Here is a 26,137-nt window from a genome sequence, read left to right on the forward strand (position 1 = left end):
TGATCGACCCTCAGCCGGGCAAACCGGGCACCTCCTCGACTCGCTCGTGCAGGACGAGGCTCGCCACGTCGCGATGACGTATTCTCGACATGTCGTTTGCTCTGTCGACGCGCGCGCGCCTGCCGTGGCCGCTGCGTCGACGGCGTTCTGGCGGAAAGACGCGGATCGGTGAGTCCGCATGTGTAGTGAAAAAGTCTGGGAGGACAACTGTGGCCGGCGACACCGACCGTATCGAACAGGACATCGTGCAGGCGCGCGAAGACCTGGCCAACACACTTGACGAACTCGCGGTTCGGGTGAGTCCCGAAAGGCTTGCCGACTCCGCGAAGACCAAGGTGATCGCCTTCGTCAACAAGCCGGCGGTCAAGATCTCGCTCGCGGTTGCCGGGGCAGTCGTCTTGGTTGGCGTCGTCCGCAAGGTGATCGCGTGACGCGTGCTCGTCGCTTCAAGGCTTCAACTTCTTTGAGTACTTCAGAAACTTCTTTCATTGGTCTGAGTGGGCAGAAGTCGTCCCGTTCGCGCGTACGCCGTGTGGGTGCGCTCGCGGCGGCCGGTTTGGTTGTTGTCAGTGCGGCGGCGTGCTCTCAGTCGCCGGAGTATTCCGACACGGTCACCAATGCGCCTGCGCTGCAATCGTTTGCGCAGCCGACGATCTCGGTGACCGGATGGCGTGACCGTCCGATGTCCGACCACGCGGTCGGTGTCATGCCTGGCGCCCCTGTGAAGGTCGCGGCGCAGAACGGCAGTCTCACGTCCGTCGTCGTGTCGGGGCCTGATGGTCCGGTCGCAGGCAAGGTGTCGCCCGACGGCGGTACCTGGGTGTCGAGTCAGCCGCTCGACTTCGGTGGCGATTACACGCTGACCGCTGCGGCGAAGGGCGTCGAGGGCGATGGTGCCCGCAAGATCAGCTTCACGACGGCTTCCGCGGACTCGCTGGCATCGGCGTCGTCGGTGGTCGAGGACAACGAGACCGTCGGTGTCGGCCAGACGGTTGCAATCAACTTCGACACCCCTGTCGCCAACAAACTCAACGCGCAGCGCGCGATCACGGTGACCGCCGACCCTCCGGTCGAGGGTGCCTTCTACTGGCTCAACGACAGCATGGTGCGTTGGCGCCCCGAGCATTTCTGGAAGCCGGGCACCAAGGTGCACGTCGCGGCCAACCTCAAGGGCATCGACCTCGGTGGCGGGGTATACGGCAGCAACAACCTCGAGACCAACTTCAAGGTGGGGCGCAGTTTTGTCGCGGTCGCCGACGACAAGACCAAGAACATCACCGTCTCGATCGACGGCAAGGTCGTCAAGACGATGCCGACCTCGCTGGGCAAGGATTCGACGCCGACCAACAACGGCATCTACATGGTCGCCGAGCGTGAGCCGAGCGTGATCATGGACTCCTCGACGTACGGGGTGCCGGTGAGCTCGCCCGGTGGCTATCGAGAGACCGTGTATGACGCGACTCGAATCTCGTTCAGCGGCATCTACGTTCACTCCGCGCCGTGGTCGCTTGGCGACCAGGGCGTCGACGACGTGAGCAACGGATGCCTCAACGTGAGCCCCGACAACGCGGAGTGGTTCTTGAACAACGCACTCCGCGGCGACATCGTCATCGCGAAGAACACCGTCGGCGAGCCGTTGCCCGGCGACGACGGCCTCGGTGACTGGAACGTTCCGTGGGATGTGTGGAAGAAGGGCAACGCATGAGTTCCCGTGCGGGAGAGGCCAAAAAGGGCTTGTGAACAGGCGATTTCACTTCTGAGGCAGTGACCCTGTAAGGTTCTTTCTCGCACGGCCAAGCGCCATTAGCTCAATTGGCAGAGCAGCTGACTCTTAATCAGCGGGTTCGGGGTTCGAGTCCCTGATGGCGCACAGCGAACGCCCCTCACCGTTTCAACGGTGAGGGGCGGTTTTCTTTGTCGGCCCATCACCGTCGATAGCCGATCACCGATTGCCTAACCCGACGACGCTAGCGCCGGATGGCGACGGTGATCGCCACGACGCCGAGGGCGCCGAGCGCTGCGAGTCCCGCGCCCATGGTCATCGCCCCTGCGGCGCCCGGGCCACCGACGACAACCAACACCCCGACCAGTGCGGACGAGATCGCATTGGCGATGAGTTCTGCGGTGCCGACCCCGGCGGCGGCCTTCGACCCCTCGACCGGATCATCGGTGCTGCGCATCGCCGCGACGCTCAGGTGCGGGAAGGCGAGTCCGACACCCGCTCCGGCAAGCAGGAGCCCCACTACCCAGATGACGGCGATCCATCCCGCGTTCGCGTGCAGAGTCGCGGCGAACAGTGTCAGGCCGATGGTCATGAACACCGGGCCGAGGACCATGAGTCGCCTTCGGGTCCGTTCGCTGTCAACACTCGCGCTGAACAACTGCACGACACTCCAACCAATCGACACGGTGGCACCGAAGATTCCGGCGACGAGGGGCGACATCCCCGCGAGTTCCTGCCCGAACTTGGGGAGAAAGATCTCCGCCATGGCCGCGGCACTGAGGATGCCGAGAACGATGTAGAACCACTTCAACGGATTACCGCGCTGATAGGTGATGTGCGGCAACACCGGAGACGACGCGCGGCGATCCACCATGACAAAGGCCCCCAGGAGTGCCACACCGGAGACGAGTGCGACGACGGTTGGTCCGCCGACAGGCACGACCGCAGCGATACTGAATGCTGTCGCAGCCAGAACGAGCACCGTCAGCGATGGCACCGGAACCCGGCCGAAGTCGTCGGATTCCGCACTGCGCCTGGGCAATCCGCGTACCGAGAGCACACCCAGGATGATCGCAACGACGGCGAGCAGCCAGAATGCTCCCCGCCAGAAGTTGATTTGGGCGAAGACGCCGCCGATGGTCGGTCCGAGGAGTGTGCCGAGCCCCCACATCGCCGAGACCAATCCCGTGGCGCGTGTCCAGAGATGTTCGGGGAGTGCATCGCGGATCACGGCGTAGCCGAGCCCGGCGAGGAGTCCGCCTCCGAGCCCTTGCAGCACCCGTGAGGCGAGGAGGAGTTCCATGTTCGGTGTGAGCGCGGCGCCGACCGAGCCTGCTGCGAACAGCAGGAACGCGATCAGGTAGGCGCGTGCTGCGCCCCATGATGCGAGCGAACGAGCGACCAGCATCGACGCCAGTACCGATGCCACCATGAATGTTGTTGTCACCCATGCGAAGTAACGATCTCCGCCGATGTCGTCGACCGTCGACGGGAGGAGTGCGGCGGTCACGAAGGTGTTCATCGCGTACACCGCGATACCACCGGCCAGGACGAGCGAGGCGGTGATGTGTTCGGCGCCGAACAGTTCGCGCCAGCTTCCGGATCGTGTGCCTGCGGATGCGTTGTCTCTGGAATCCCCAGGCGTTCTAGTATCTTCGGTCGTCATGTCGGCTACGCTAGAACCTGAACTAAAGTTGAGGTCAAGCGTGAACGAGATCAAACCAACCCCGACCGATCTGCTCACCGTCGGCGACGTTGCCCGGCGCACGGGAGTCGCGGTATCGGCTCTGCACTTCTACGAGCGCGAGGGGTTGATCTCCTCGACACGCACCTCCGGAGGCCAACGACGATTCGCTCGGCACGTGATCCGGCGTGTGTCTGTGATCCAGGTGGCCAAGCGCATGGGTATCCCGCTCGCCGAGGTGGCCGAGGTCTTCTCCGAGCTGCCGCAGGATCGCATGCCGTCGAAAACCGATTGGCGACGCATCGGGGAGCGGTGGCGCGGCCGGCTCGAAGCTCGACGCAAAGAGATCGAGCGCATGGAAGAAGAACTCGTGGAGTGCATCGGATGCGGGTGTGTGTCCTTGCGGAGTTGCCGGGTACTCAACCCCGACGACGAACTCGGCGTCGACGGTTCGGGCCCGCGGCTGCTACCGGCAATCGATCCTGAAGACGACTGAGCCATGTCGGGCGACTCGGGCATTCGGTAGATCTCGTACACTGGTGGCGCGCCGTCGCGCACAGTCATTTGATCCATGTCTGCGGTTCCACACAACGGGACCGCAGATCGTTTGAACATCGGGCAGGAGTCACATGGGGAGCGGTCGTATCCAGCGACGCGGGTTGTTGATCGTTGGAATGGTGGTTGCCGTGGCTGCGCTGCTGAGCTCCTGCTCGCAGACGGCGAAATACTCCGAGAACGTGCAGAGTTCAGCACTTTTCGGCGATCTCCTCATGCCCGGCGTCGAGATCACCGAGTGGGCCGACCGGCCTCTGATCGATCAGGCGGTCGGCATTCAGCCCGGCGCGCCGATCACCGTTCAGGCCAGCGAGGGCGCCCTGACCAACGTGCGCATCGACAAGGCCGACGGCACGCCGTTGCGCGGAAGCCTCAGTGAGGACGCGACGCGATGGACGAGTGCCGAGCCCCTCGGCTACGCGCGCAACTACACCGTGCAGGCCGACGCCAAGGGCATCGGCGGCACGAGCACCAAGCGTGTCTCGTTCACCACACGAGCGCCTGCCAATCTGACACAGGCGTACCTGACCCCGTCGAACGGTGAGACCGTCGGTGTCGGCCAACCGGTCGCCGTGAAGTTCGACGAACCCATCCCTGATCGCAAGGCCGCCCAGCGCGCGATCACAATCACCACCAACCCTCAGGTCGAGGGTGCCTTCTACTGGATCAGCGATACCGAGGTCCGCTGGCGGCCGAAAGAGTATTGGAAGCCGGGAACGAAGGTCTCGGTCGCGGTGAACACCTACGGCATCGACCTGGGTGATGGCCTCTTCGGTCAGGAGAACCTCAAGTCGAACTTCACCGTCGGGCGTTCGATGGTCGTGACCGCCGACGACCGCACCAAGCAGGTTGTCTTCAATCGCGACGGCAAGGACATCCGCAGCATGCCGACATCGATGGGCAAGCCGGGTACCGAAACGGATAACGGTGTGTACCTCGTGTCAGACAAGCACGACCACATCATCATGGACTCCTCGACCTACGGCGTCCCCGTCGGTTCCGCAGACGGCTACCGCACTCCGGTCGACTACGCGACACGGATGTCTTACAGCGGCATCTTCTTCCACTCCGCGCCGTGGTCGGTGTGGGCGCAGGGCAATACCAACACGAGCCACGGGTGCCTCAACCTCAGTCCCGACGACGCGCTCTGGGTCATGCAGAACACGCTGCGCGGCGACCCGGTGGTGGTCAAGAACACCGCAGGCGGGACGCTCTCGGGTACCGACGGGCTCGGCGACTGGAACGTTCCGTGGGCCGTTTGGTCAAAGGGCAACGCCTAGCAAGTACTGTGACACCGGCCACTGTTACGATCGGCGGTGACATTGTTTGCCGACGATCGAGGTGTACAGCATGGCCGAGCGCTCCCCGTGGGAAACCGACGACCTGACAGCGGTGCGCGATCTTGCTCGCAGTTTCTGCGAGAAGGAGATCAAGCCGAATATCGAGAAGTTCATCGAGCAGCATCACGTCGACCGTGAGCTGTGGAACAAGGCGGGTGACCTCGGCCTGCTGTGCATGTCGATTCCCGAGGAGTACGGCGGAGGCGGCGGAACGTTCGCCCACGAGGCGGTGCTGATCGAGGAGCAGGCGCGCATCGCGGACTCGTCGTGGGGCGCGAGCCTTCACAACGGGATCATCGCCCACTACCTCCTCGCCTACGGGTCGGAGGAGCAGAAGCGCACCTGGCTCCCGAAGATGGCGTCGGGCGAGGTCGTCGGGGCCATCGCGATGACCGAGCCGGGTACCGGATCGGACCTGCAGGCCGTGAAGACCAAGGCGATCCGCGAGGGTGACGAGTACGTCATCGACGGCTCGAAGACCTTCATCACCAATGGCGGCCAGGCTGACCTCATCATCGTCGTCGCCAAGACCGACGTGAGTGAGGGTGCCAAGGGAATCTCGCTCGTCCTCGTCGAGGCCGATCGTCCCGGGTTCAGGCGTGGTCGTGTGCTCGACAAGGTCGGGCAGCGCGGACAGGACACCTCGGAGCTCTTTTTCGACGGTGTTCGCGTGCCGACGTCGAACCTGCTCGGCACCGAAGAGGGTCAGGGCTTCATTCAGCTCATGCATCAGCTCCCGCAGGAGCGTCTGATCATCGCCGTCGCGTCGACCGCCGGGATGGAGGTCGCGCTCGAGCACACGCTGGCCTACACCAAGGACCGCACCGCATTCGGCCGACCCATCTTCGGTTTCCAGAACACCAAGTTCAAGCTCGCAGAGGTCGCCACCGAGGCGCGCATCGCCCGCGTGTTCACCGACGATTGCATCATCAAGCACCTCGACGGCAAGCTCGACATCCCTACTGTCGCGATGGCCAAGTGGTGGACCAGTGAGCGGGCGATGGCGGTGGCCGACGAATGTCTGCAACTCTTCGGTGGCTACGGGTACATGAACGAATACCCGATCGCGCGCATGTGGGCCGATCAGCGGGTGCAGAAGATCTACGCGGGCACCAACGAGATCATGAAGGAGATCATCTCGCGCAGCCTCTGAGGCCGAGAGGTTGGCGGTTCAGTCGGCGAACGCCGCGAGCATCGCCAGTTTCTCGTAATCGGACGAGCCCGGCACCGCGGTGTAAACCAATAGTGCTTGAGCGGTGCTCGGATCGAACAGCATCTGGCACTGCACCTCGATGACGCCGAGTGAACCGTGCACGATTCGCTTGTCGGTGTCGGTCAGCGTGACGCCGACATCGTGCCGGTGCCACAGCTCTGCGAACTCGGTGCTCTCGGCGAGTAGTGCGTCGGCGACTTCTGCTGCACGCGAGTGTGGTCCGAGCCGCGTGACCGCCTCCCGCAGTCTGGCCGTGTGCGCCCGCGCATGCAGGGCGTGATCCTCGGGGAGAAAACGCGCACGGGTGTCAGCGTCGGTGAACCATCGATAGGCAATCGATCGGCTCAACCCGGTGAAGACACTGTCGTCACCGACGAGCGCGGCAGCCAGCGGGGTCTGTACGAGAGTCTCACCGGCACTGTTGACGACCATGGCCGGAGTGTCGGTGAGGCGGTCGATGATGCGCAGCATCCCGGGGGAGATGTGATCATCCCGGCTGAGGTGGTCGGGCGCGTTGTGTCCTGCCAACCGGAACAGGTGGTCGCGTTCGGCGAGTGACAGGTGCAGTGCCCGCGCAATGGCCGTGACCATCTGGTCCGACGGCTGCGGCCCACGTTGCTGTTCGAGTCGCGTGTAGTAATCGACCGACATTCCTGCGAGCGCCGCGACCTCCTCGCGCCTGAGCCCCTGTGTCCTGCGGCGTTGTCCGACGCCGAGGCCGACGTCGGCGGGTTGCAACGACTCCCGGCGCCGACGGAGGAACTCGGCGAGGCCCGCTCGATCGACGGTGCTCACCTTGCTCGCTTCGAGGGCATCGGCTTGTCAGTCATCTCTCCAGGGTGACCGATCGGACGGAGGTGAACCAGGGATTGTCGGTCCCCGGATATCGGGTGCCTTGTCGGCGTCGTACGAGAGGAGTGAACTCGGAGTCAGAACCGAGGAACGGCGCACGGCCGGACCACACGGCAACGAGGAGACGACATGAAGACAAGCGGCAACACCATTTTCATCGCGGGCGCGACGTCGGGCATTGGACTCGGTCTCGCGCTGAGGCTGAAGGAGGCGGGCAACACGGTCCTCATCGGCGGGCGTCGTAAGGAACTTCTCGACCAGATCGTCGCCGAGCACCCCGGGATCGAGGCGGTCCGCATCGACACCACCGACACCGACGACGTCACTCGCGCGGCCGCTGAGGTGACTCGACGTTTCCCGGAACTGAACGTGGTCGTCGCGATGTCGGGGATCATGCGGGCCGAGGACCTCACGACTCCCGACTTTCTGGAGACCGCGGCTCTGGAGGTCGACACAAACATTCTGGGACCGCTACGTCTGGTCGCGGCCTTCACCGATTCGCTGGCCGGTAAGGACGGGGCGACCTTCATCACGGTGTCGTCGGGTCTGGCGTTCACGCCGATGGTCGGCACCCCCACGTACAGCGCCACGAAGGCGGCCATCCACTCGCTATCGGAGAGCCTTCGGATTCAATTGGCGGACAAGGGTATCGCTGTCCTCGAACTGGTCCCGCCGGCCGTGCAGACAGACCTCATGCCCGGACAGGCCGACGCCGAGTGGGCCATGCCGCTCGACGAGTTCCTCACCGAGGTGATGAAACTGCTGCCCACCTCGGAGCGCGAGATACTGGTCGAGCGGGTCAAGCCGCTGCGGTTCTCCGAGGTGTCGGGTGAGCACGACCAACTTGTGACGATGCTGGCCCACCTCGGTTGATGAGGGCCGCACCCGGGTTGGTCGAGGTCACTTGCGATCTTTGATGATCTTCTTTACCTCGTCGGCGTCGATGTTCTTGGCTATGAGCTTGCCGCTCTTGGACTTTCGCACTGAGTACGTGTCCTTTTTCTTGCCCGGCGCAACGTGGAGCCCCGACTTCTTCGCGGCCTTGTTCAGATCTTCCAGCACGGGTGCAGATCGTAGAGCATGAAAGTAAACACCGCGCTACGACGCTGCGCCCACCGCTCCCGCGGTCTCAGCTGCCGTGTGCGAGGTGTCCTTGGCTGAGGCATCGGGCTCTGCGGTTGCGTCGGGCACCGAGGTCGTGTGAGGCGTCGCCGCAGGGGCCGCTTCGTTGTTGCCGACCGCGCTCGCGGACTCAGATTGCGTGACTTGCGTTGTCTGCGAAGGCGCGTCGGAAACGGATTTCGAGGTGCTGGTCGTCGCGGGTTGCGTCGTCGGCGTCGTTGCGAGGGAGTAGGTGGTCGGGGCGGTCGCGGCGAGTGGGGCCGGCGCCGTCAGAAGCGCCGTCGGGCGCTGCGACGTCGCGAGCTTGCTCGAGACGGTGACAGAGTTGCTGCTCCTCGACGACGAGGTGGGCGATCCCTCGGGTAGTGGAAACACCGGTGTGGTCTGCGGAGTGAATCCGCTCCGGTCGTACCCGGCGTCGACGATCTTCTTGAGCGCGGGATTGAGCTGGTCTGCCAGAGCGTTCAAGCCCAGCATGCGCAGGGGTTGGAGGAGGGGGAGATTGTCGGTCGGCACGAGCACGTAGGTTGTGTCGTCGACCGTCTTCACCAGGTTGCGGGGATCGTTGATGTCGACGCCGGTGTAGTCGGTGTGGACCAGCAGATAGCCCGCGAATGCGTTTGCGACGGCCAGTGCGTTGAACGGATTGGTGGGGAAGTCGGACTCCAGGTCGTACTCGCGACTCACATCGATGACCCGATACCCGGTCTTACTGGGAGTCGAGGCGCCACCGGTCGCCCGTGAAAATCCGCCGATCGCACGTTGCGGATTTCCGAACACTATGAACGTGAGATCGTCGCGACTGGGAGCATCCGCGTCGTGCGCGTGCGCGGCCACCCACATCGTGACGATGTATCCGGCCTGCGAGTAGGCCATCACGATCTTCTTGCCCGACGTCGAGGCGATCGCCTTCTGCAGGTTGACGGCTCCCTGCTGGAGCGCCACCGAACCGATCGACGCGGACGGGTATTCGACGGCCTTACACACGTTCGGAGATCGGCAGAGGTCTCCGCGTAGTTCCTGGCTCATCGGGGTACTGACCACCAGCTGATTGCCTGCGACGGTCAGAACAGTCGCGGCAGAACCGTTCGGCGCTGTCGCGACAGCCGCTATCGTCGCGCTCAGAATTGCCGTTGCCGCCAGCCGATGTCGCATGCGCGCTCTCGATTCGTTGTGCGACGCGCCCGATGCCGCATCGCTGAGCGGAAACGGCCGACGAGGTGGGCCGATCTTCCTGGATCGAGACTTTAGAACGCCAAAGCGCAACGCGCCACCAGAGCGCGGAGATTACATCGAGTCCATGGGGGCGCTGGGTGAGTGCTCGGAGCGCAGGGCGTCCATGAGATGCGTCCACGCCGTCGGAGGCTCGTATGCGAGTTCAGCGACCACGTCGACCTTGTCCGGATCGGCCGGGCAGTGAGCCGCACCCCACTGCGCCACGGTGGCGACGACCGGGACGAGGTCGATGCCCTTGTCCGTCAGCGTGTACCGGGCCTTCTGTCGGTGCGTGGGATCGTCCTCGCGGGTGAGAATTCCAGCCGTCGTGAGTCGGTCGAGCCGGTCGGCCAGGATGCTGCTGGTGATGTGCTCTTCTGAGCCGCGGAGAAGTTCTCGGAAGTGCCTACGGTCGGCAAAGATGATGTCGCGCAGCACAAGTAAGGTCCAGCGGTCTCCCAGAATCTCGACAGCGAGGTTGATCGGGCAACGGGAACGATCTGTCGTGGCCATGCTTCACTCCTGTCCTTCTCCGTAGCGGACCACTTCACGGGCGATGAGGTCGACGACGTCGTCGGGCCTCGACAGCATGGGCCAGTGTCCGCTCACGAGATGCTCGACCCGCCATGCCTTCGGGACACCCGGGTCCGTCGCGCGGCTTGCGGTCGAGATGTCCTCAGGCGACAGGGTGAAGTATGTCGTGGGCTGATCCGAACTGGCGGTATGCAGCCGCGCGGGGTCGGTGACGGTGTGACCTGGGTGCAGCGTGAATCGCTCGGCAAGTAACGTCCGGTCGGCATTCGTGAGGTCCCGTTCGTGTTCGAGCATGTGTGGCTCGGGTGGCAACCATACATCTCCCGCATCGACGATTGCCCGGCGCTCGTCCTCGCGTGCCGACGGAGAGTGTCCCCAGCCGTCGAGCAGGGAACGTCCATCCTCGGGCATGAAGCCTCCGAAGTGAACGAGTCCGACGACCTGGGCGCCCACACGGTCGGCAACCTGAGCGGTGACCATTGACGAATATGAATGGCCGACGAGCACAACGGGATTCGTGCGACGAGTGACAAGCGCGACGACCTGATCGACGTGGTCTTCGAGATGGACAGCGGCGATGGCTGCTCGGGGCAGGTTGGTCTCGAGACCGCGAAGGGTCACCGCCTCGGCTTCAATTCCTCTGCGGCACAACTCGTTTGCTGTTGGCTCCCACACCCAGGCTCCCGTCCATGCGCCTGGCACCAAGATCACGGTGGGTTGACTGCTCATCGTTGACACCTTTCTCTAAACTGCTCGTGTTTCGCGATCAGTTAAAGGCTATGGCAACTGGTCGCGAAACACAACCAGTTGGCGAGGGGTTCGATAGCGGCGAAGGTTCCACGCATAGGGCAGTCAGGTGTGGGCATCCCGGTGGGGCCGGTCAGAAGGGGCCGAGCCAGGCGATCAGAAGCAGCGCGACGCCGAGGCCGAGGTCGAGCATGAAGCAGGCCTCGGCAAGAGAACGCGGCACAACCTTGTTTCGGACGAAGTAGATCACGTCCCAGCCCGCGTGCCCGATGGCGCCGAGTGCGGCCAAATACAGGGCGGCGACGGGATTCACCACCATGGCGGTGAGCGCGATTGCGCTGAATCCTCCGAACGCCAGGGTTTGTGCCGTGAGTTCACGGCGGTCGATGTTGCGGCCGCGGAGGAAGCCGAAGGCGGCGAAACCGGCGCCCATGACGAGCAGGGTCGCGGTGGGGTCGAGTCCGGTGAGGCGTGCGAGGACGACGGCGATGCTTGCCACCGCGACCACGACCCAGCCGCTGTGTTGACGGCCGATGGCACTCGCGGCCAGGTAGCACATGGAGGCGATGACGATGATCATCGCGGTCACATGGGAGTCTGCTCCGTTAGTGACGTTGAAAAGCAGAGCGGCCAGACCGAGGAGTGAGGGCCAGCGCCCCAGGACATGGCGCCCTATGCTCCCGTTCTGGCCTGCGTTGTGGTGGCTGTGATTCTCGAGATGAGTTTGTGTGTTCATACTCGAAAGTCTCGGCCCGGCTCGTGCCCGGCCAACCCGTGAATCGGTCACGAATTTTCCGCGGAATTCCCGGGGCGGCACAGCCGAATCGTGTTCGCGCTCACGGCGCAAAATCCACCCACCCGTTCTCGCGGGCTATTCGGTAGGCGCCGGATCGATTGTCGACGCCGAGTTTTCGATTGATGGTCGCGAGATGGTTCCGCACGGTGCCGGTGGAGAGAAAAAGTTCTCGGGCGACATCGCGGACGGCGCGGTCTTCTTGCGCGGCCGCGAGGACCTGGGTCTCACGTGCCGTCAGCGGTGACGGTCGCATGGTCAACGCGTCTGCGGCGAGTACCGGGTCGACGTAGCGTTGCCCCGAGTGGACTCGCCTGACGACATCCGCGAGGGCGGTGGCGGGCGCTCCCTTGGCGAGGAAGCCTCGTGCGCCGGAGGCAAGGGCGGTACGCAGAGCATTGGGGTGCCCGTGGCCGGTGAGTATCACCCCGGCGCACTGCGGGAGTACCCGCTGCAGTTCTCCGATGACCTCGAGGCCATCCAGTTTCGGCATCTGTAGATCGACAACGGCGACTTCGGGCGTATGGAGCACAGCACGTTCGACCGCCTCCCTGCCATCGCGTGCGGTGGCGACCACGCGCAGGTCGGTCTCCCGCTCGAGTAGACCAACCAACGCCTCCCGGATCAGCTCATCGTCCTCGGCGAGGAGGACTCGGATTGACTCGTTCACGGCGCATTCCCGCTGTCGCGGGGCGATACCAGGCTCAGCTCGAAGCGGTTCTCTCCGATGGGACCTGCGACCAGACTCGCGCCCATGACTGCGCATCGCGCCGACAGCGCCGCGAGGCCGGTTCCGCCGCCCGTGCTCGTCTGTGAAGTCTTTCCTCCGGCCCCATCGTTGACTATCCGCATGGTCACCATGGAGGTCGTCGCGGAAATCAGAATCGACGCGGTACGAGCGTCGCTGTGGCGCAACAGATTTGTGACGGCCTCGCGAACGACCATCGCCAGAAGGTTGGTGACGGGTGGCGGTATGAGGTCTGGCTTCTCGACGTCGATCGTCGTGTCGATTCCGGCTGAGTCGAGCACGAGCCGTGCGGACCGAAGTTGAGTCGGGAGATCGATGGCGGATTCTCCATGGATCGCGCGTCGTGCTTCGTGAAGCGTTCCGTTCGCGAGTTCACGGATGCTCTCGCTTTCCGCAGCTGCTCGGTCGGGATCTTGCCGGGCGAGATCGGCTGCGAGCTCGGCCTTGAGCGCGATGACTGTCAGACGCCGCCCGAGCACGTCGTGCAACTCGCGGCCCACGCGTAACCGCTCCTGTGCGGCTGCGAGTTCGGTGTGGGCCTCCCGACCATCTTGAGCTGCCAGCCACAGGCGGTGAATCCAGACCAGGACATGACATGTCGCCCACGCGGCCAGGGCGCAGCCGAGAGTTGTGAGAAGGCTCGGGATCGGCGACCCGTCGAAGATTTCGCCGCCGAGTGCTGCGGCGCCGCCGAGTATCACCGCCGCGATCACGCCACAGTGCCAGGTGAGCAGCGCACAGGCGGCGATGGCGAAGCCGGCGAGCCATACCCAGGGCGTTTCACCCGACTCCGTCCACAGGTGAGTCGGCGTCCACAGCGCTGAGCAGACGATGATCAGCAGCGTCGTCTTCTGAATACCTGCGGCGAGCACGGGTGCGGGTTCGACCGCGTTGCGCAGAACGGTCAACAGAGCGAACCCGTACAGGATGAGTCCAGCGCCGTATGCCACGGCGAGCGGTGCCGTCGGGGGCGCGGTGGACGACATCGCCATCATCGGGGCCCACCCGAAACTGGTCATCAAGAAGCCGAGGACGATCCAGCGCGGACTTCGCCACGGCGGCAGGACGTCGACGAGTCGGGACATGATCGTCAGTCCGCTGGTGGGGCAAATGCGGGTTGAAGGATGGCATTGATGAAACGAGCCGCGTCCGAGGGATCAAGCCTGCCGGCGGTGATCTCATCGGCGGCGGCGTTGATGACGACGTGGGTGGTGGTCAGCAGCCAGCTCACCGGCAGGTCATCCCGGAACCTGCCTTCTCGCTGCCCTCTTTCCAGCAGGTTGCGCATGCGTGCTTCAACCGTCTCGTGCAGCTCGCGGATTCGAGCAGCAGGCAGTTCCTTCTGGGCGGCGGCGAGGAGACCACGGGCCTGATCGACGAGTGTCCAACTGGATTCGACGAGGCGGCCGAGGGCCTCGGCGGGATCGTCGTCGAGCGGCACTTCGGAGAGAACGTCGTCGCCTCGCTTCAGACTCTCGACCACGGCCGCCTCGATGAGCTCCGCGCGGGTCTTGAAGTGCCCATAGAGGGTCATCCGGCCGACACCGGCTTCGGCTGCGATGTCTGCGATGGAAGCGTCGGGATTCTTACGGAGAGCGATGGGAGTGGCCATTAAGATCGCGCCGCGGTTGCGTTGGGCATCGGCGCGTTGGTTGCTGGGACGGCCTTCCCTGCTCGTCGCAGCACCGGTGTGGTCCGTCGCGCTCATGTAGACCAACTCCTATCTCGTACGGGGAGATACGGGTTAGCATAGCCGGATACTCGTACACGGGTGCTTGATTTGGTCTCTGGCACGGCTGGCGCCGAGATCCGCCGAAGTCGCAGAAACGAAAAACGAGGTCCAAACCCGGACAGGGATTTCCCTGTCGCAGGTCTGAACCTCGTTCTTTTGGGGTGAGCGACGGGACTCGAACCCGCGACAGCCAGGATCACAACCTGGTGCTCTACCAACTGAACTACGCTCACCATCGGCATCGGAAACCCAGGAAGAACACTGGGTCCCAGAGCCAAGGTCATACTCTAGCGGTTCGGACGCTCCGAACTCCAATCGGTTGACTGACCTGTGCGTTCAGGCCGGTCCGAGGTCTTTGACGATCGTCGCGAGGGTATCGACGTCGGGGCCTGGGTCGGGGACGAAGGCCGCAGCGCGGTAATACCGGAGTTCGCGGATGGACTCGCGGATGTCGGCGAGGGCACGGTGCGCGAGGCCCTTCTCGGGCTGATTGAAGTAGATGCGCGGGTACCAGCGTCGAGTGAGTTCTTTGATCGAGCTGACGTCGACCATGCGGTAGTGCAGGTAGGCGTCGAGTTCCGGCATGTCCCGAGCGATGAAGCCCCGATCGGTCGCGATGGAGTTGCCTGCGAGGGGGACTGCGCCCGCGGTCGTCACGTGCGCGCGGATGTAGTCGAGGACCATCGCCTCGGCCTCCGGGACTGTGATGGTCGAGCGTCGGACTTCTTCGGTCAGCCCCGAGTCGGCGTGCATTTTGGTCACGACGTCGGGCATTGACTCGAGGTCGGCGTCGTCGGCGTGGATGACCACGTCGACGCCGTCGCCCAGAATATTGAGCTCACTATCGGTGACGAGGGCGGCGATCTCGATCAGTTTGTCCTTCTCGAGATCGAGGCCGGTCATTTCGCAATCGATCCACACCAGTTTGTCCTGCACGCATCAACCTTAGCGGGCGGCGTTCCACGGCTATTGTTTGCTGTAGTGCACCGACTGCCAGTGCTTGGACCGGTGTCGTGCTCAGTCAATCAACCGCCGGAAGGACATGTTCGTGACCGATCCCACCCAGGCCGCCCAGACGATCGCGCAGGGCTACCAGTTCGATTCGACTGCGCTTGAACTCGGCACGGTATCGGTCGACGGCCAGGTCGATCCGACAGCCAAGGTTCGTATCCCGCTGGCGATGATGAACCGTCACGGGTTGGTGGCCGGGGCGACGGGCACGGGTAAGACAAAAACCTTGCAGCTCATCGCAGAACAGTTGTCGGCCAACGGCGTTCCGGTTGTGATGGCCGACATCAAGGGCGACCTGTCGGGGCTGAGCCGACCGGGGGTGTCCAACGACAGGATCACCTCACGGGCGTCACAGACCGGCGACGACTGGTCGCCGACGGCGTACCCGGTCGAGTTCGTGTCACTCGGATCGCAGGGGATCGGGGTGCCGATACGCGCGACCATCACTGCCTTCGGGCCGATTCTGCTCAGCAAGGTGTTGGGACTCAACGAAACTCAGGAATCGACGCTGGGCCTGATCTTCCACTGGGCCGACAAGAACGGGCTGGCCCTGCTCGACCTCAAAGACATCCGGTCGGTGATCGCCTACCTGACCAGCGACGAGGGTAAGCCAGAACTCAAGGCGATCGGCGGCGTCTCCACGCAGACCGCAGGAGTCATTCTGCGTGCACTGACGAATCTCGAAGCGGCAGGCGGCGATACGTTCTTCGGTGAGCCCGAGCTCAATCCGAAGGACCTGCTGCGGCTCGCGCCGGATGGCCGCGGCATCATCACACTGTTCGAGCTGGGAGACCAAGCCGCCAACCCGGTGCTGTTCTCCACGTTCCTCATGTGGATCCTGGCCGACCTGTTCGAGTTCCTGCCCGAGGTGGGCGACGTCGACAAGCCCAAGCTCGTCTTCATCTTCGACGAGTCGCATCTGCTGTTCAACGGCGCGTCGAAAGCCTTTATCGGCCAGGTGGTGCAGACGGTCAAGTTGATCCGGTCCAAGGGTGTCGGTGTGTTCTTCTGTTCGCAGTTGCCGACCGACATTCCCAACGACGTGCTGTCCCAATTGGGCGCGCGAGTCCAGCACGCGCTGCGCGCATTCACCCCCGACGATCAGAAGGCACTCAGCAAGACGGTCAAGACCTATCCGGTATCGGACGTCTACAAGCTCGATCAGGCACTGACGTCTCTGGGGACCGGCGAGGCGATCGTGACCGTGCTGTCGGAGAAGGGTGCGCCGACGCCGGTCGCCTGGACGGTCATTCGTGCGCCCCGGTCGTCGATGGAAGCTGTTGCGGCAGAAGAGATCACGGCAGCGGCGAAGGCGAGCCCGCTCTATCAGACCTACGGCACGGCGGTCGACAACGAGTCGGCATACGAGAAGCTCGCCGCGAAGATGCTCTCGCCGGGCGAGTCACCCGACGCCCCGGCACCGACTCCGCCCGCACAGGCACCAGCGCCGACGCCGGCACCTGTGCCTGCTCCCGCGCCCGAAGAGCCAGGCATGATCACCGAAATCCTGACGAGCCAGCCGATGCAGAGCTTCTTACGTAACGCTGCCAGCCAGGCCGGCCGCGAGTTCAGCCGAGCCATCTTCGGTACCGGGCGTCGTCGACGCTGAGGACGCCCGGCACCGCCTGAGCGTCACTCCTTCAGTTCGACCGTCACCGCATTGCCCGGGCCGGACGCGATGGGATTGAGCAGCGGCGTGAGCGCGCCGCAGCCTGCCAGCGGTGGGATGGTCAGATCGCCCTTGAGGGTGAGGGGCGCGAAGAAGTCGGTGCCCTCGTCCTCGGAGAAGGGGATCTGGCCGGTCAACTCCAGTTCAGCAGGGGTGCTCGTCGTACACGGAGCCCCGACGAGATTGAACTCCTTGATGCCGAGAGGTTCGATCCGCTGGATCTGAATGTCGAGCTTCTGAGTGACCTTGACGTCCATCGGTCCCTGGCCCGTCGGCGTGGCGTTTCCGGTCGCTGGTCCGTCGGGGATCATCTTGATCTGCAGCGTCGCGATGCGTAGGTCGGCCAGTCTCCATGCGGCACGTGTCTGTGCCGGCTCGATCTTGGATTCCAGCGCGAACGGTGGCATCGACTCGGCTTTCGTCCGCTCTGTGGTTGTGAAGACCACGTCGACGCCGAGATTCTTGAGGTGAGTGGTCACCGTGGTGTGCTTGTGGTTGATGTAGAGCGAAGGGGCCGCCTCCGCGTGTACGGAAGTGGCGAAAACGGCTGCGGCAGTTGCGGATAGCGTTGCGGCCGTGATGACTGTCCGACGTAGACGGGTGAAGCGACGCATGAGACCTCCTGAGAACGAGCCAGCACCTACCTGTGAGTAAGTTCTCAGAAACTAGCACTGTGTGATTTGGCTAACTATCAGAATCCTGAATTGTCCCGCTGAAGGCAGAGCCGGTCATCGCGAGCCGGACACCATCGGCGACACGGGCCAGTCGTCGGGATACCGATCGGTAACCTCACCGGCATCGCGGAAGAGTCGTTTGCGAGCCTTGGCGGTCAGGCGATCGCCGAACACCATGCCGCGCGTGTGGTCGGTCTCGTGCTGTAGACAGCGGCCGAGTATCCCGCCCGCTGTCACGGTGACCGGTTGGCCGAATTGGTCGACGCCTCGACACGTCGCGACCTTCGGACGGGCGAGATCCTCATGGGCACCCGGCAGCGAGAGACATCCCTCGCCCAGCGTCGCGAGTTCCCTGTCGCGGCCCTCAGGGAGTTCGAGCTCGGGATTGCAGATCACGCCCGTACGTCGCCTGCCTGTCTCGTCGCCGCAGTCGTACACGAATACCGCGAGGTCGACGCTGATCTGGGCCGCGGCAAGACCCGCACCCGGTGCCGCGGTATTGGTGGCGAACATGTCGGCGATCAGATGCTGCAGCTCGTCGTCGAAGTCTGTCACCGGACGGGCAGGCGTATGCAGGACAGGGTCGCCCCACCGCACGATCGGGCGCGTCGTACCGATGCGGAGCAATTCTTCGAGTGGCATCGGGGTTCCTAGGACTCTGGCCCGAGTCGCTTGTAGAACGTGCCGACGATGGGAGCGACGAGCGCTCGCGGACTGTATCCGCCCGCGACCGACATTGCCTTCGACAGCGTTCCGGGCACAACGCGCATCTTGTTGTGCTCCAGGGCATCCAGGCTCATCTTGGCGACCTCCGCGCTGTCGTGCCACAGAAAGCCCGGCACCATCTTGTCGACGATCGACGCGTCCTCGGGGTCCGGTGTCTGAGTACGGACAGGTCCTGGCGCGAGCAGGGTGACGTGGACACCCGAACCGCCGACCTCGCCACGCAGCGACTCGCTGAAGGTGTTCACGAAGGCTTTCGACGCCGCGTAGGTGGCGTTGTTGGGGATCGGCATGTTGCCAGCTGCCGAGCCGACCATGAGGATGCCGCCCGAGCCGCGAGCAACCATCTGGGGGAGCACCGCGAGGGTCAGGTCATGCACGGCGTTGACGTTGAGCCGGACCTGGGCGCGCTCGTAGTCGGCGTCGAGCTCGGCGACCGGACCGAAGGTGGCGATGCCCGCGTTGTTGCAGAGTACCGAGACCTCACGCTGGGCGAGTTCTGCGGAGAGGATCTCGACGGCAGTCGGATCCGACAGGTCGCTCGGTCGCACCTCGACCTGCACGTCGTGTTGCGTGCGCAGCTCGACTGCGAGCTCTTCGAGGATGTCTCCGCGACGCGCCACGACGATCAACGAGTGTCCACGACGGGCGAGTTCGCGGGCGAGTTCCATTCCGATTCCGGAGGACGCGCCGGTGACGACGGCACGCGCGGACACGACAGGAGACGCAATGGGCATGGCGGTCATGGTAGCGCCGCCGGAGTGGCTCGATCGCGAACTGGTCGCGTGGCTGTGCGCCGGTCAGCTCGCCGAGAGCCGGAACACCCTGATCTCGCGATCGGTGCGATCGCGGTAGACCGAGTACACGTCGGTGACGTCGCTCTCGAAGAGGCGGTAGATCCGTTCGCGCTCGGGGCCGTCGAGAAGCGTCGCGACGGCGTCGACCTCGACGCCTGCCGTGTTGACCGTGCAGGCGGGGTTGGCGAGGAGATTGGCCGTCCAGGCGGGATGGCGTTCCTGGCCGAAATTGGACCCGACGACGAAGATGTCGTCGCCGTCGCGGGCGTAGAGCAGCGGCGATGTTCGCGACAGTCCAGACTTTGCGCCGGTGGTCGTCAACAGCAGCGTCGGAGCCCCGATCGGTCCCAGCACCGTGAACCGACCCTTCGAGGCATGCAGGACACGCCGGTCGACACCGGCCGATCGACGCACCACCCACGAGCCGACGCTCGTCTTCGCGAGAGCGGTCATGGGGCCGCGCAGCGGACTAGACGTCGAGCCCCAGCGACGCTCGGCAAACGGAGACGCCATGCCACTCCTTCGATCGACGGACGTGCGACCCACACAGCTTGTCAGTTTTGCGGCCGCGCGTACGTCGAATCGGTCTGGGTGTCGATCGATTGGTAGCGGTTTACTCGATACCCGCTGCGACCTCCGTGCCCTGACGGATCGCGCGCTTGGCGTCGAGCTCGGCGGCCAGGTCGGCGCCACCGATGACATGCGTTCGGATGCCCGCCACGGTCAGCGGGTCGACGAGGTCGCGGACGGACTCCTGTCCCGCGCAGATGACCACGTTGTCGACCTCGAGGAGGCGCGTCTCACGGACCGAGCCGTCGTCGTCGTGAAAACTCAGGTGGAGTCCGGCGTCGTCGATCTTGTCGTAGGTTGCACCCGAGATCTGTTCGACGCCTTTCATTTTCACACTCGCCCGGTGCACCCACCCGGTGGTCTTGCCGAGTGTCTTGCCCTGCTTGCCGCGCTTGCGCTGCACCAGGAAGACCTCGCGGGTCGCGGGAAGCGGTCGGGGCGTGGTGAGGAAGCCGGGAACGTCGAGGTCTTCGCTGACTCCCCATTCCTGTTCCCACTCCTTGAGGTTGAGGGAGGGTGAGTCGTCGACGGTGAGGAATTCGGTGATGTCGAAACCGATGCCGCCCGCGCCGATCACCGCGACACGCTTGCCGATCTCGCGGTGGCCGAGGACTGCCTCGGCGTACGACATGACCATCGGGTGATCGACACCGGGGATGTCGGGGATGCGTGGGGTGACGCCGGTGGCGACGATCACCTCGTCGAAGCCCTCGGCGATGATGTGCTCGGCGTCGACGCGCTGTTCGAGATGGACGCGGACGTTGTTGAGCTCGAGCTGCCGGGTGTAGTAGCGCAGCGTCTCGGCGAACTCCTCTTTACCGGGAATCCTTGCGGCGATGGAGAATTGGCCGCCGATCGTCGGGCCGGCCTCGAAGAGCTCGACCCGGTGTCCGCGTTGTGCGGCGGTCACCGCGGCCGACAGTCCGGCCGGTCCGGCGCCGATGACCGCGACCTTGCGTGCCCGACGTGTCGCGCCGAGGGTCAGCGTGGTCTCACGTCCGGCACGCGGATTGAGCAGGCACGACACCTTCTTCCCGACGAACGCGTGATCGAGGCACGCCTGGTTGCAGCCGATGCAGGTGTTGATCTCGTCGGCGCGACCGGTCATGGCCTTCACCGGGAACTCGGGGTCTGACAGGAGCGGGCGAGCCATCGACACCGCGTCGACGCGGCCGCGGGCGAGTATCTCCTCCGCCACCTCCGGGGTGTTGATGCGGTTGCTCGCGATGAGCGGGATCGAGACCTCGTCGCGGAGTCGTTCGGTGAACTTGACGAACGCCGCGCGCGGCACCGAGGTGACGATGGTCGGCACTCCGGCTTCGTGCCATCCGATGTCGGTGTTGATGGCGTCGACGCCGAGCGCCTCGGCTTTGCGCGCCATGAGGGCGATCTCGTCCCAGGTCTGTCCACCCTTGACGAAGTCGGCGATCGACTGCCGAAGGATGACCGGGAAGTCGCGGGGGACGCGGCGTCGGATCTCGGTGATCACCTCCACGAGAAACCGTTGCCGGTTCTCGGTGGAGCCGCCCCACTTGTCGGTGCGGTCGTTGGTGTGCGGGCACAGGAACTGGTTGACCAGGTAGCCCTCGCCGCCCATGATCTCGACGGCGTCGTACCCGGCCTGACGCGCCAGCTTCGCGGCCTGACCGTACGAGCGGATCACGTGCCGGATGACGGTCTCGGGCATCGGCAGGTTCTTGAACGGGTGGATGGGCGAATTCTCGCTTCCCGGAGCAACTTTCAGCGGCGTGTAGCCGTAGCGGCCTGCCTGGAGGAGTTGCATGGCAATCTTGCCGCCCGCATCGTGGACCGCGCGGGTGACGCGCTGGTGCCGTTTGGCGTCGAGCACGTTGGTCATCTTGCCCGCGAAAGGCAGGAGCTGGCCGGTGCGACTGACCGCGAAGCCGCCCGTGATGATCAGGCCCGCACCGCCGCGGGCGCGCTCGGCGTAGTACGCGCCCAGCTTGTCGGTGTCCCACACGCGGTCTTCGAGGCCGGTGTGCATCGACCCCATGACGATGCGATTGCGCAACGTCATCCCACCGACGGTGAGGGGCTCGAACAGACGCGGATAGTACGGATTCGGTTGGCTCGAGCTGGTATTCGCGGATGGGGCTGACATCTGCGTTCTCCTGGGTCGTCGGGGATGGGGTGGGTTGGTGGTCAGGACTCGTTGCCGACGGATGGCGTCGACGCGGTGGCTGTTCGACGCTGCTCGGTGTCGAGCGCGGTGATGACTTCGTCGCACCAACCGACAAAGCCTTCTTCGATGCGTACGCCGCCGCGGAGTACCAGGTACTGATGGAGGCGACGGCCGGTCAGTGCCTGCGGATCGGGGTAGTCGTCCTTCTCGAACGACTGGTAAAGGTGCAGTCGCGCAAGGTGTTCGGCGCGGTGCCTGCGGAGTTCGTCGATGACGTCGGTGAGGTCGGCGTGCTCTGCTGCTCGGATCTTGAGTCCGAGGTCGTCGCGGAGTTGTTGCATGGGTGTCGGCGACGAAACCCACTCGCGCAGTGCCTGACGGCCCGCGTCGGAGAGTGTGTAGACCTTCTTGTCCGGTCTGCCCTCCTGGGCGACGGGTTCGAAGCTCACCATGCCCTCGGCGTGGAGCTTGCCCAGTGTGCGATAGATCTGCTGGTGCGTCGCCGACCAGAAGTAGCCGATCGACCGGTCGAATTGCCTGCCGATCTCGTAGCCGGTGCCCGGGCGTTCGGAGAGCGACACCATGATCGCGTGTTCGAGTGCCACGACTCGACCGTACCAATGCACCTACGCACTATGCAATAGTGTGCATAGGGTGCCTGTTGCATATCGAGCAGGCGGTTTCCCCGTACGTGCACTATCGCGTCACGCGGGTGTGTTCTCGGGTTCCATCCACCGCGTCAGGTCGTAGAGATGCCCGTCGCGGAGTTCGACGATGCGGTCGGCGATCGCGGTGACCCGAGTGTCGTGCGTGATGAGCAGCGTGGTGCGGCCGTCGGCGAGCCGCCGGAGGGGGTCGAGGATCCGGCTCGTGGTCGCGGCGTCGAGACCTGACGTCGGTTCGTCGAGGATGAGCGCGGGGGTATTGCGGAGCATCGCACGGGCGATCGCGATACGTTGCCGTTGACCACCGGAGAGCGTGAGGCCGCCGTCGTCGAGCCGGGCGTCGTAGCCGTCGGGAAGCCTGCGGATGAACTCGTCGGCGTCGGCGGCGACCGCGGCGGCGATGATCTCTTCTCGCGTCGCGTCCGGCCGCCCGTAGGCGATGTTGTCGGAGATGTTGGCGCCCTTGATGATCGGCTGCTGCGGAAGCAGCGTGATGTGATCGCGAATCCAAGCGCCTGTCAGGTCGTCGTAGTCGACGTCGCCGATGCTCAGGTTCCCGGAGTCGGGATGTTCGAATCGGCACAGCAGCGACGCCAGCGTCGACTTTCCGACGCCGCTCGGTCCGATCAGTGCGGTGATGGTGCCCGGCGCGAGGTCGAGGTCCACGGCATCGAGGACCGTCTGGTGTTCGCGCGCGAGTGTGACGTCGCGCAGTGCGATACCGACCGGAGTCGTCGGACGTAGTGGAGTTCGGACCGACGTGCGGGCCGTGGGGGTTTCGACGCGTTCGACGGGTGCGATGTCGAGGACTTCGGCAACTCGCTCGGCGCTGATCACCGCCGATGCGATGGCGATCCGGATGTCGGCGAGCTCCTGCATCTTGGGATAGAGCATCCCGAGGTAGCCGGTGAGGGCGAGTAGGCCGCCGACGCTGAGCTGGCCCTGACGGACCTGCCAGACGCCCACGATCGCGATGGCCAGCGTGACCACGACCTGCCCGAAGCTCAAGATGCCGCCGAGTCCGGCCTCGACGCGCGTCTGCGCCAGGCGGGCGCTCATCCAGGTGACTCCGTGCCGGTGGAGTCGAGCGTGTTCACGTCCCTGCTGGTTGTAGGCGACGGCCGTCTCGTGGCCGAGGAGTGCGGTTTCGACGGAGTCGGCGATGTCGCTGTTGGCGCCGCGTTCGTCGCGGGTGACGCGTTCCTGCCGACGCGCGAAGAACGCCGAGAGACCCCATAGCGCCGGGACCGCAGCCAGAGCGACGAGCGCGACCTGCCAGCTCATGATGAGCGCCGCGACGACCAGCCCGATGGTGTGGGCCAGCGCGATCACGAACTGCATCACGCCCGTCCCGATCAGGTACTCGACTGCTTCGAGATCGCCGGTGTGTCGGGTGACGAGGTTGCCAAGACCCAGCCGTCGGTGCTGCACAGGATGAAGGCGTTGCACATGGTCGAAGAGCTGGTCACGCAGCCGCAGCACCACCCGCTCGGAGATGCCGACGGACACGACCTGGCCGAAATAGTCTCCGCCGCAGGAGATTGCAGTGATGAGGAGCCAGATGAGCGCAAGGCGCGCGAACGTCGTGACGCTGTTGGAGTCGAGCGCGCCGTCGATGACGTCTGCGAGCACGAAGACGGCAACCACCTCGCATGCCGCGGCGATGCCGAGCAGAGTTCCCGCGAGTGCGAATCGTCTGGCCTCGCCACGTACTGCGGGAGAGAAGCGTCGAAAAGCTTGTCGCGCGTTCATCGAACGTCCTTCTGTATCGGTAGGCATGGGAATCGGCGGGCACGGGAGTCAGCGGGCATGAGAACAGGAGCCGACGCGGGCGTCGGTGGCACGCCTGGCGGCGTCGGACGTCCGTGTCGGCTCCCGTAGGGCCGGAAGGTCAGTAGACCCAGCGCCAGTCCCAGCGGTGTGCGCGCGGATTCCAGAAGCGCTGCCGACGACGGCGACGCGGCGGCTGCGGGGCAGGGGCCTGTCGCGGGCCGTTGTTGTTCTGCTGCGGCCCGTTATTGATAGGCATGGGTTCTCCTTCGTGACTTCCTGCCGGCGGCGTTGCCGACGAGGAGAACACTATGGAGCTTCGCTGACCGCGCCCTGCGGCGACGCTGGGAGGCGGCTGTCAACGCAAAGGTGCTGTCCGACAGTGGGTTACCGGTCTGATCGGTGCCCGGCTAGGTGCGGTCGCCGGTCCCGGTATGCCGGTAAACCCGGCGTCGCGCTCCGTGATCGCGCAGACTGATTCTCGTGCGTAACGACGAAACTCGTGATGGCGGTGGCGATAGCGGAAGGGGCGACGGCGACAACGGTGGAGGGAGCGAGCGCGGGAGCTCCGGCGCCACCACGACGTCGCGACGACTGGCAGACAACATGGGATGGACGCGCGTCGACGTCGACGACGTGGTCTCACCGGGGGAGCGGCTGTCGTGGCCGAAGACGGTGAGTATCGGCCTGCAGCATGTCGTCGCGATGTTCGGTTCGACGTTCCTCGTCCCGGTGCTCACCGGATTCCCGCCCGCCACAACACTGTTGTTCTCGGGGATCGGTACCGCACTGTTCCTGATCATCACGGGTAATCGGTTGCCGAGCTATCTCGGCTCGAGCTTCGCGATCATCGCGCCGGTACTCGCGGCCACGGCGTCGAATGGGCAATCGTCGGCGCTCGGCGGGATCGTCGTGGTGGGTGCGTTGCTCGCCTTGATCGGCGTCATTGTGCACTTTGCGGGCGTTCGGTGGATCGACCTCGTGATGCCGCCGATCGTCACCGGAACGATCGTGGCGTTGATCGGCCTCAACCTTGCGCCGTCGACAAAGGCGAACTTCGAGAAGCAGCCCGTGACCGCGACGATCGTCCTGGTGCTGCTGGTCTTGTCGATCGCGTTGTTGCGTGGACTGCTCGGACGACTCGCCATCGTGTTGAGCGTGGTGATCGGCTATGTGGTGGCGTTGATTCGCGACGAGGTGGACACCAGCGCCATACATACCGCGAGTTGGATCGGCCTGCCCGAGTTTCACACCCCGACGTTCCACCTCTCGGTGATCCCGACGTTCTTACCGGTGGTCCTCGTGCTGGTGGTCGAGAACATCGGGCACGTGAAGTCCGTCGCGATGATGACCGGAGCGAACTTCGACGACCGGATGGGCAGGGCGTTGTTCGCCGACGGACTGTCGACGATGATCGCAGGCTCGGGCGGAGGGTCGGCGACCACGACTTACGCCGAGAACATCGGTGTCATGGCTGCGACCAAGGTGTATTCGACTGCGGCGTACTGGGTCGCCGCTGCCGCGGCGATCATCTTGGGACTGTGTCCGAAGATCGGTGCCGTGATCGCGTCGGTTCCCTCCGGGGTCCTCGGAGGCATCACCACTGCGCTCTATGGCCTTGTCGCCATCATCGGTGTGCACATCTGGGTGACCAACCGCGTCGACTTCTCCCGACCGATCAACCAGTTCACCGCCGCGATTCCGCTGATCATCGCGATCGCAGACTTCAGTTGGACCATCGGCGACGTGAGCTTCGGCGGCATCGCGATCGGCGCGGTGTGTGCGCTGCTCATCTATCACACCATTCACCTCATCGGCGGGTGGCGAGGAACTGCGGGAGCGCGCGGCGCCTAGTCG

General features: G+C 64.6%; 27 protein-coding genes and 2 tRNA genes. 9 read left to right on the forward strand and 20 right to left on the reverse strand.

Annotated elements, in window-relative coordinates:
- The first annotated feature begins 209 nt into the window (after window positions 1–209).
- From RND64_RS08620 to RND64_RS08630, 3 genes are all read left to right on the forward strand, one after another.
- Window positions 210–431 (forward strand): DUF3618 domain-containing protein, encoded by a 222-nt coding sequence (locus tag RND64_RS08620; protein ID WP_049700897.1) that lies wholly within the window; start codon window positions 210–212, stop codon window positions 429–431.
- Window positions 432–487: 56 nt separating this feature from the next.
- On the forward strand, window positions 488–1,705 hold the full coding sequence (locus tag RND64_RS08625) for a L,D-transpeptidase (protein WP_049700950.1): 1,218 nt from the start codon (window positions 488–490) through the stop codon (window positions 1,703–1,705).
- 92 nt (window positions 1,706–1,797) lie between these two features.
- Window positions 1,798–1,870 (forward strand) — tRNA-Lys (locus RND64_RS08630).
- A 97-nt stretch (window positions 1,871–1,967) separates the two neighbouring features.
- On the opposite strand, the gene RND64_RS08635 is transcribed toward RND64_RS08630, so the two are convergent.
- The gene (locus RND64_RS08635; RefSeq protein ID WP_049700896.1) at window positions 1,968–3,389 is read right to left on the reverse strand and encodes an MFS transporter; all 1,422 of its coding nucleotides are present in this window, start codon (window positions 3,387–3,389) and stop codon (window positions 1,968–1,970) included.
- A gap of 40 nt (window positions 3,390–3,429) precedes the next feature.
- Between RND64_RS08635 and soxR the strand changes: the two genes are divergently transcribed.
- The 3 genes from soxR (at window position 3,430) to RND64_RS08650 (ending at window position 6,455) form a co-directional block, all read left to right on the forward strand.
- Window positions 3,430–3,903 (forward strand): redox-sensitive transcriptional activator SoxR, encoded by a 474-nt coding sequence (gene soxR / locus RND64_RS08640; RefSeq protein ID WP_082937943.1) that lies wholly within the window; start codon window positions 3,430–3,432, stop codon window positions 3,901–3,903.
- Between the two features lie 133 nt (window positions 3,904–4,036).
- Entirely contained in the window at window positions 4,037–5,242 is a 1,206-nt protein-coding gene (locus RND64_RS08645) for a L,D-transpeptidase (RefSeq protein WP_049700895.1), read from the forward strand.
- Window positions 5,243–5,312: 70 nt separating this feature from the next.
- Window positions 5,313–6,455: an acyl-CoA dehydrogenase family protein gene (locus RND64_RS08650; protein ID WP_049700948.1), complete on the forward strand. Its 1,143-nt coding sequence runs from the start codon at window positions 5,313–5,315 to the stop codon at window positions 6,453–6,455.
- An 18-nt stretch (window positions 6,456–6,473) separates the two neighbouring features.
- On the opposite strand, the gene RND64_RS08655 is transcribed toward RND64_RS08650, so the two are convergent.
- Entirely contained in the window at window positions 6,474–7,310 is an 837-nt protein-coding gene (locus RND64_RS08655; protein WP_049700894.1) for a helix-turn-helix transcriptional regulator, read from the reverse strand.
- A gap of 186 nt (window positions 7,311–7,496) precedes the next feature.
- On the opposite strand from RND64_RS08655, the gene RND64_RS08660 reads away from it, so the two are divergent.
- Window positions 7,497–8,240, forward strand: coding sequence for an SDR family oxidoreductase (locus RND64_RS08660; RefSeq protein WP_049700893.1), 744 nt, complete (start codon window positions 7,497–7,499; stop codon window positions 8,238–8,240).
- A 27-nt stretch (window positions 8,241–8,267) separates the two neighbouring features.
- Here RND64_RS08660 and RND64_RS08665 read toward each other — a convergent pair whose 3' ends face one another.
- From RND64_RS08665 to orn, 10 genes are all read right to left on the reverse strand, one after another.
- A complete protein-coding gene (locus RND64_RS08665) occupies window positions 8,268–8,429 on the reverse strand; it encodes a hypothetical protein (protein WP_197494508.1) in 162 nt (53 codons plus the stop codon).
- Window positions 8,430–8,465: 36 nt separating this feature from the next.
- Complete coding sequence (locus tag RND64_RS08670) at window positions 8,466–9,644, reverse strand: PE-PPE domain-containing protein (RefSeq protein ID WP_053117548.1); 1,179 nt, start codon at window positions 9,642–9,644, stop codon at window positions 8,466–8,468.
- Between the two features lie 132 nt (window positions 9,645–9,776).
- Window positions 9,777–10,217, reverse strand: coding sequence for a winged helix-turn-helix transcriptional regulator (locus RND64_RS08675; RefSeq protein WP_270482445.1), 441 nt, complete (start codon window positions 10,215–10,217; stop codon window positions 9,777–9,779).
- Between the two features lie 3 nt (window positions 10,218–10,220).
- Window positions 10,221–10,967, reverse strand: coding sequence for an alpha/beta fold hydrolase (locus RND64_RS08680; protein WP_083444484.1), 747 nt, complete (start codon window positions 10,965–10,967; stop codon window positions 10,221–10,223).
- A gap of 151 nt (window positions 10,968–11,118) precedes the next feature.
- A complete protein-coding gene (locus RND64_RS08685; RefSeq protein ID WP_049700890.1) occupies window positions 11,119–11,721 on the reverse strand; it encodes a hypothetical protein in 603 nt (200 codons plus the stop codon).
- Between the two features lie 100 nt (window positions 11,722–11,821).
- Entirely contained in the window at window positions 11,822–12,448 is a 627-nt protein-coding gene (locus tag RND64_RS08690) for a response regulator transcription factor (RefSeq protein WP_049700889.1), read from the reverse strand.
- A complete protein-coding gene (locus RND64_RS08695) occupies window positions 12,445–13,611 on the reverse strand; it encodes a sensor histidine kinase (protein WP_049700888.1) in 1,167 nt (388 codons plus the stop codon). The genes RND64_RS08690 and RND64_RS08695 overlap by 4 nt, the downstream gene beginning before the upstream one ends.
- Before the next feature lie 5 nt (window positions 13,612–13,616).
- Window positions 13,617–14,234, reverse strand: coding sequence for a TetR/AcrR family transcriptional regulator (locus RND64_RS08700; RefSeq protein WP_049700887.1), 618 nt, complete (start codon window positions 14,232–14,234; stop codon window positions 13,617–13,619).
- A gap of 181 nt (window positions 14,235–14,415) precedes the next feature.
- A tRNA-His gene (locus RND64_RS08705) sits at window positions 14,416–14,491 on the reverse strand.
- A 103-nt stretch (window positions 14,492–14,594) separates the two neighbouring features.
- Window positions 14,595–15,194: an oligoribonuclease gene (gene orn, locus RND64_RS08710; RefSeq protein ID WP_049700886.1), complete on the reverse strand. Its 600-nt coding sequence runs from the start codon at window positions 15,192–15,194 to the stop codon at window positions 14,595–14,597.
- A 112-nt stretch (window positions 15,195–15,306) separates the two neighbouring features.
- Here orn and RND64_RS08715 point away from each other — a divergent pair, with 112 nt between their 5' ends.
- Window positions 15,307–16,878 carry a helicase HerA-like domain-containing protein gene (locus tag RND64_RS08715; protein ID WP_049700946.1) on the forward strand — a complete coding sequence of 524 codons (1,572 nt, stop codon included), beginning with the start codon at window positions 15,307–15,309 and terminating at the stop codon, window positions 16,876–16,878.
- A 23-nt stretch (window positions 16,879–16,901) separates the two neighbouring features.
- Here RND64_RS08715 and RND64_RS08720 read toward each other — a convergent pair whose 3' ends face one another.
- From RND64_RS08720 to RND64_RS08755, 8 genes are all read right to left on the reverse strand, one after another.
- Window positions 16,902–17,552, reverse strand: coding sequence for a hypothetical protein (locus tag RND64_RS08720; RefSeq protein ID WP_049700885.1), 651 nt, complete (start codon window positions 17,550–17,552; stop codon window positions 16,902–16,904).
- Window positions 17,553–17,666: 114 nt separating this feature from the next.
- Window positions 17,667–18,254 (reverse strand): peptide deformylase, encoded by a 588-nt coding sequence (gene def / locus RND64_RS08725; RefSeq protein WP_049700884.1) that lies wholly within the window; start codon window positions 18,252–18,254, stop codon window positions 17,667–17,669.
- A gap of 8 nt (window positions 18,255–18,262) precedes the next feature.
- Window positions 18,263–19,081, reverse strand: a complete 819-nt coding sequence (gene cmrA, locus RND64_RS08730; protein ID WP_387316088.1) for a mycolate reductase — start codon at window positions 19,079–19,081, stop codon at window positions 18,263–18,265.
- A 54-nt stretch (window positions 19,082–19,135) separates the two neighbouring features.
- Complete coding sequence (locus RND64_RS08735; protein ID WP_049700883.1) at window positions 19,136–19,645, reverse strand: nitroreductase/quinone reductase family protein; 510 nt, start codon at window positions 19,643–19,645, stop codon at window positions 19,136–19,138.
- A gap of 100 nt (window positions 19,646–19,745) precedes the next feature.
- Window positions 19,746–21,824, reverse strand: a complete 2,079-nt coding sequence (locus RND64_RS08740) for an NADPH-dependent 2,4-dienoyl-CoA reductase (protein ID WP_049700882.1) — start codon at window positions 21,822–21,824, stop codon at window positions 19,746–19,748.
- A 41-nt stretch (window positions 21,825–21,865) separates the two neighbouring features.
- Entirely contained in the window at window positions 21,866–22,450 is a 585-nt protein-coding gene (locus tag RND64_RS08745; RefSeq protein ID WP_049700881.1) for a PadR family transcriptional regulator, read from the reverse strand.
- 99 nt (window positions 22,451–22,549) lie between these two features.
- Window positions 22,550–24,262: an ABC transporter ATP-binding protein gene (locus tag RND64_RS08750; protein WP_049700880.1), complete on the reverse strand. Its 1,713-nt coding sequence runs from the start codon at window positions 24,260–24,262 to the stop codon at window positions 22,550–22,552.
- A gap of 139 nt (window positions 24,263–24,401) precedes the next feature.
- Window positions 24,402–24,539 carry a hypothetical protein gene (locus tag RND64_RS08755; RefSeq protein ID WP_160318061.1) on the reverse strand — a complete coding sequence of 46 codons (138 nt, stop codon included), beginning with the start codon at window positions 24,537–24,539 and terminating at the stop codon, window positions 24,402–24,404.
- 347 nt (window positions 24,540–24,886) lie between these two features.
- Between RND64_RS08755 and RND64_RS08760 the strand changes: the two genes are divergently transcribed.
- The gene (locus tag RND64_RS08760) at window positions 24,887–26,134 is read left to right on the forward strand and encodes a uracil-xanthine permease family protein (protein ID WP_049700879.1); all 1,248 of its coding nucleotides are present in this window, start codon (window positions 24,887–24,889) and stop codon (window positions 26,132–26,134) included.
- Window positions 26,135–26,137 lie beyond the last annotated feature (3 nt).

It is taken from the genome of Gordonia sp. w5E2, from assembly GCF_036540975.1.
GTDB lineage: Bacteria > Actinomycetota > Actinomycetes > Mycobacteriales > Mycobacteriaceae > Gordonia > Gordonia jacobaea.

Excerpts from the sequence above, each read along its gene's own strand:
- RND64_RS08670 (WP_053117548.1), bottom strand. The coding sequence starts at position 9,644 with ATGCGACATCGGCTGGCGGCAACGGCAATTCTGAGCGCGACGATAGCG.
- RND64_RS08755 (WP_160318061.1), bottom strand. The coding sequence starts at position 24,539 with ATGCCTATCAATAACGGGCCGCAGCAGAACAACAACGGCCCGCGACAG.
- cmrA (WP_387316088.1), bottom strand. The coding sequence starts at position 19,081 with ATGACCGCCATGCCCATTGCGTCTCCTGTCGTGTCCGCGCGTGCCGTC.
- RND64_RS08740 (WP_049700882.1), bottom strand. The coding sequence starts at position 21,824 with ATGTCAGCCCCATCCGCGAATACCAGCTCGAGCCAACCGAATCCGTAC.
- RND64_RS08645 (WP_049700895.1), top strand. The coding sequence starts at position 4,037 with ATGGGGAGCGGTCGTATCCAGCGACGCGGGTTGTTGATCGTTGGAATG.
- RND64_RS08650 (WP_049700948.1), top strand. The coding sequence starts at position 5,313 with ATGGCCGAGCGCTCCCCGTGGGAAACCGACGACCTGACAGCGGTGCGC.
- RND64_RS08695 (WP_049700888.1), bottom strand. The coding sequence starts at position 13,611 with ATGTCCCGACTCGTCGACGTCCTGCCGCCGTGGCGAAGTCCGCGCTGG.
- RND64_RS08635 (WP_049700896.1), bottom strand. The coding sequence starts at position 3,389 with ATGACGACCGAAGATACTAGAACGCCTGGGGATTCCAGAGACAACGCA.
- RND64_RS08660 (WP_049700893.1), top strand. The coding sequence starts at position 7,497 with ATGAAGACAAGCGGCAACACCATTTTCATCGCGGGCGCGACGTCGGGC.
- RND64_RS08760 (WP_049700879.1), top strand. The coding sequence starts at position 24,887 with ATGGGATGGACGCGCGTCGACGTCGACGACGTGGTCTCACCGGGGGAG.
- RND64_RS08720 (WP_049700885.1), bottom strand. The coding sequence starts at position 17,552 with ATGCGTCGCTTCACCCGTCTACGTCGGACAGTCATCACGGCCGCAACG.
- RND64_RS08735 (WP_049700883.1), bottom strand. The coding sequence starts at position 19,645 with ATGGCGTCTCCGTTTGCCGAGCGTCGCTGGGGCTCGACGTCTAGTCCG.
- RND64_RS08685 (WP_049700890.1), bottom strand. The coding sequence starts at position 11,721 with ATGAACACACAAACTCATCTCGAGAATCACAGCCACCACAACGCAGGC.
- RND64_RS08750 (WP_049700880.1), bottom strand. The coding sequence starts at position 24,262 with ATGAACGCGCGACAAGCTTTTCGACGCTTCTCTCCCGCAGTACGTGGC.
- RND64_RS08680 (WP_083444484.1), bottom strand. The coding sequence starts at position 10,967 with ATGAGCAGTCAACCCACCGTGATCTTGGTGCCAGGCGCATGGACGGGA.
- RND64_RS08700 (WP_049700887.1), bottom strand. The coding sequence starts at position 14,234 with ATGAGCGCGACGGACCACACCGGTGCTGCGACGAGCAGGGAAGGCCGT.
- RND64_RS08675 (WP_270482445.1), bottom strand. The coding sequence starts at position 10,217 with ATGGCCACGACAGATCGTTCCCGTTGCCCGATCAACCTCGCTGTCGAG.
- def (WP_049700884.1), bottom strand. The coding sequence starts at position 18,254 with ATGCCACTCGAAGAATTGCTCCGCATCGGTACGACGCGCCCGATCGTG.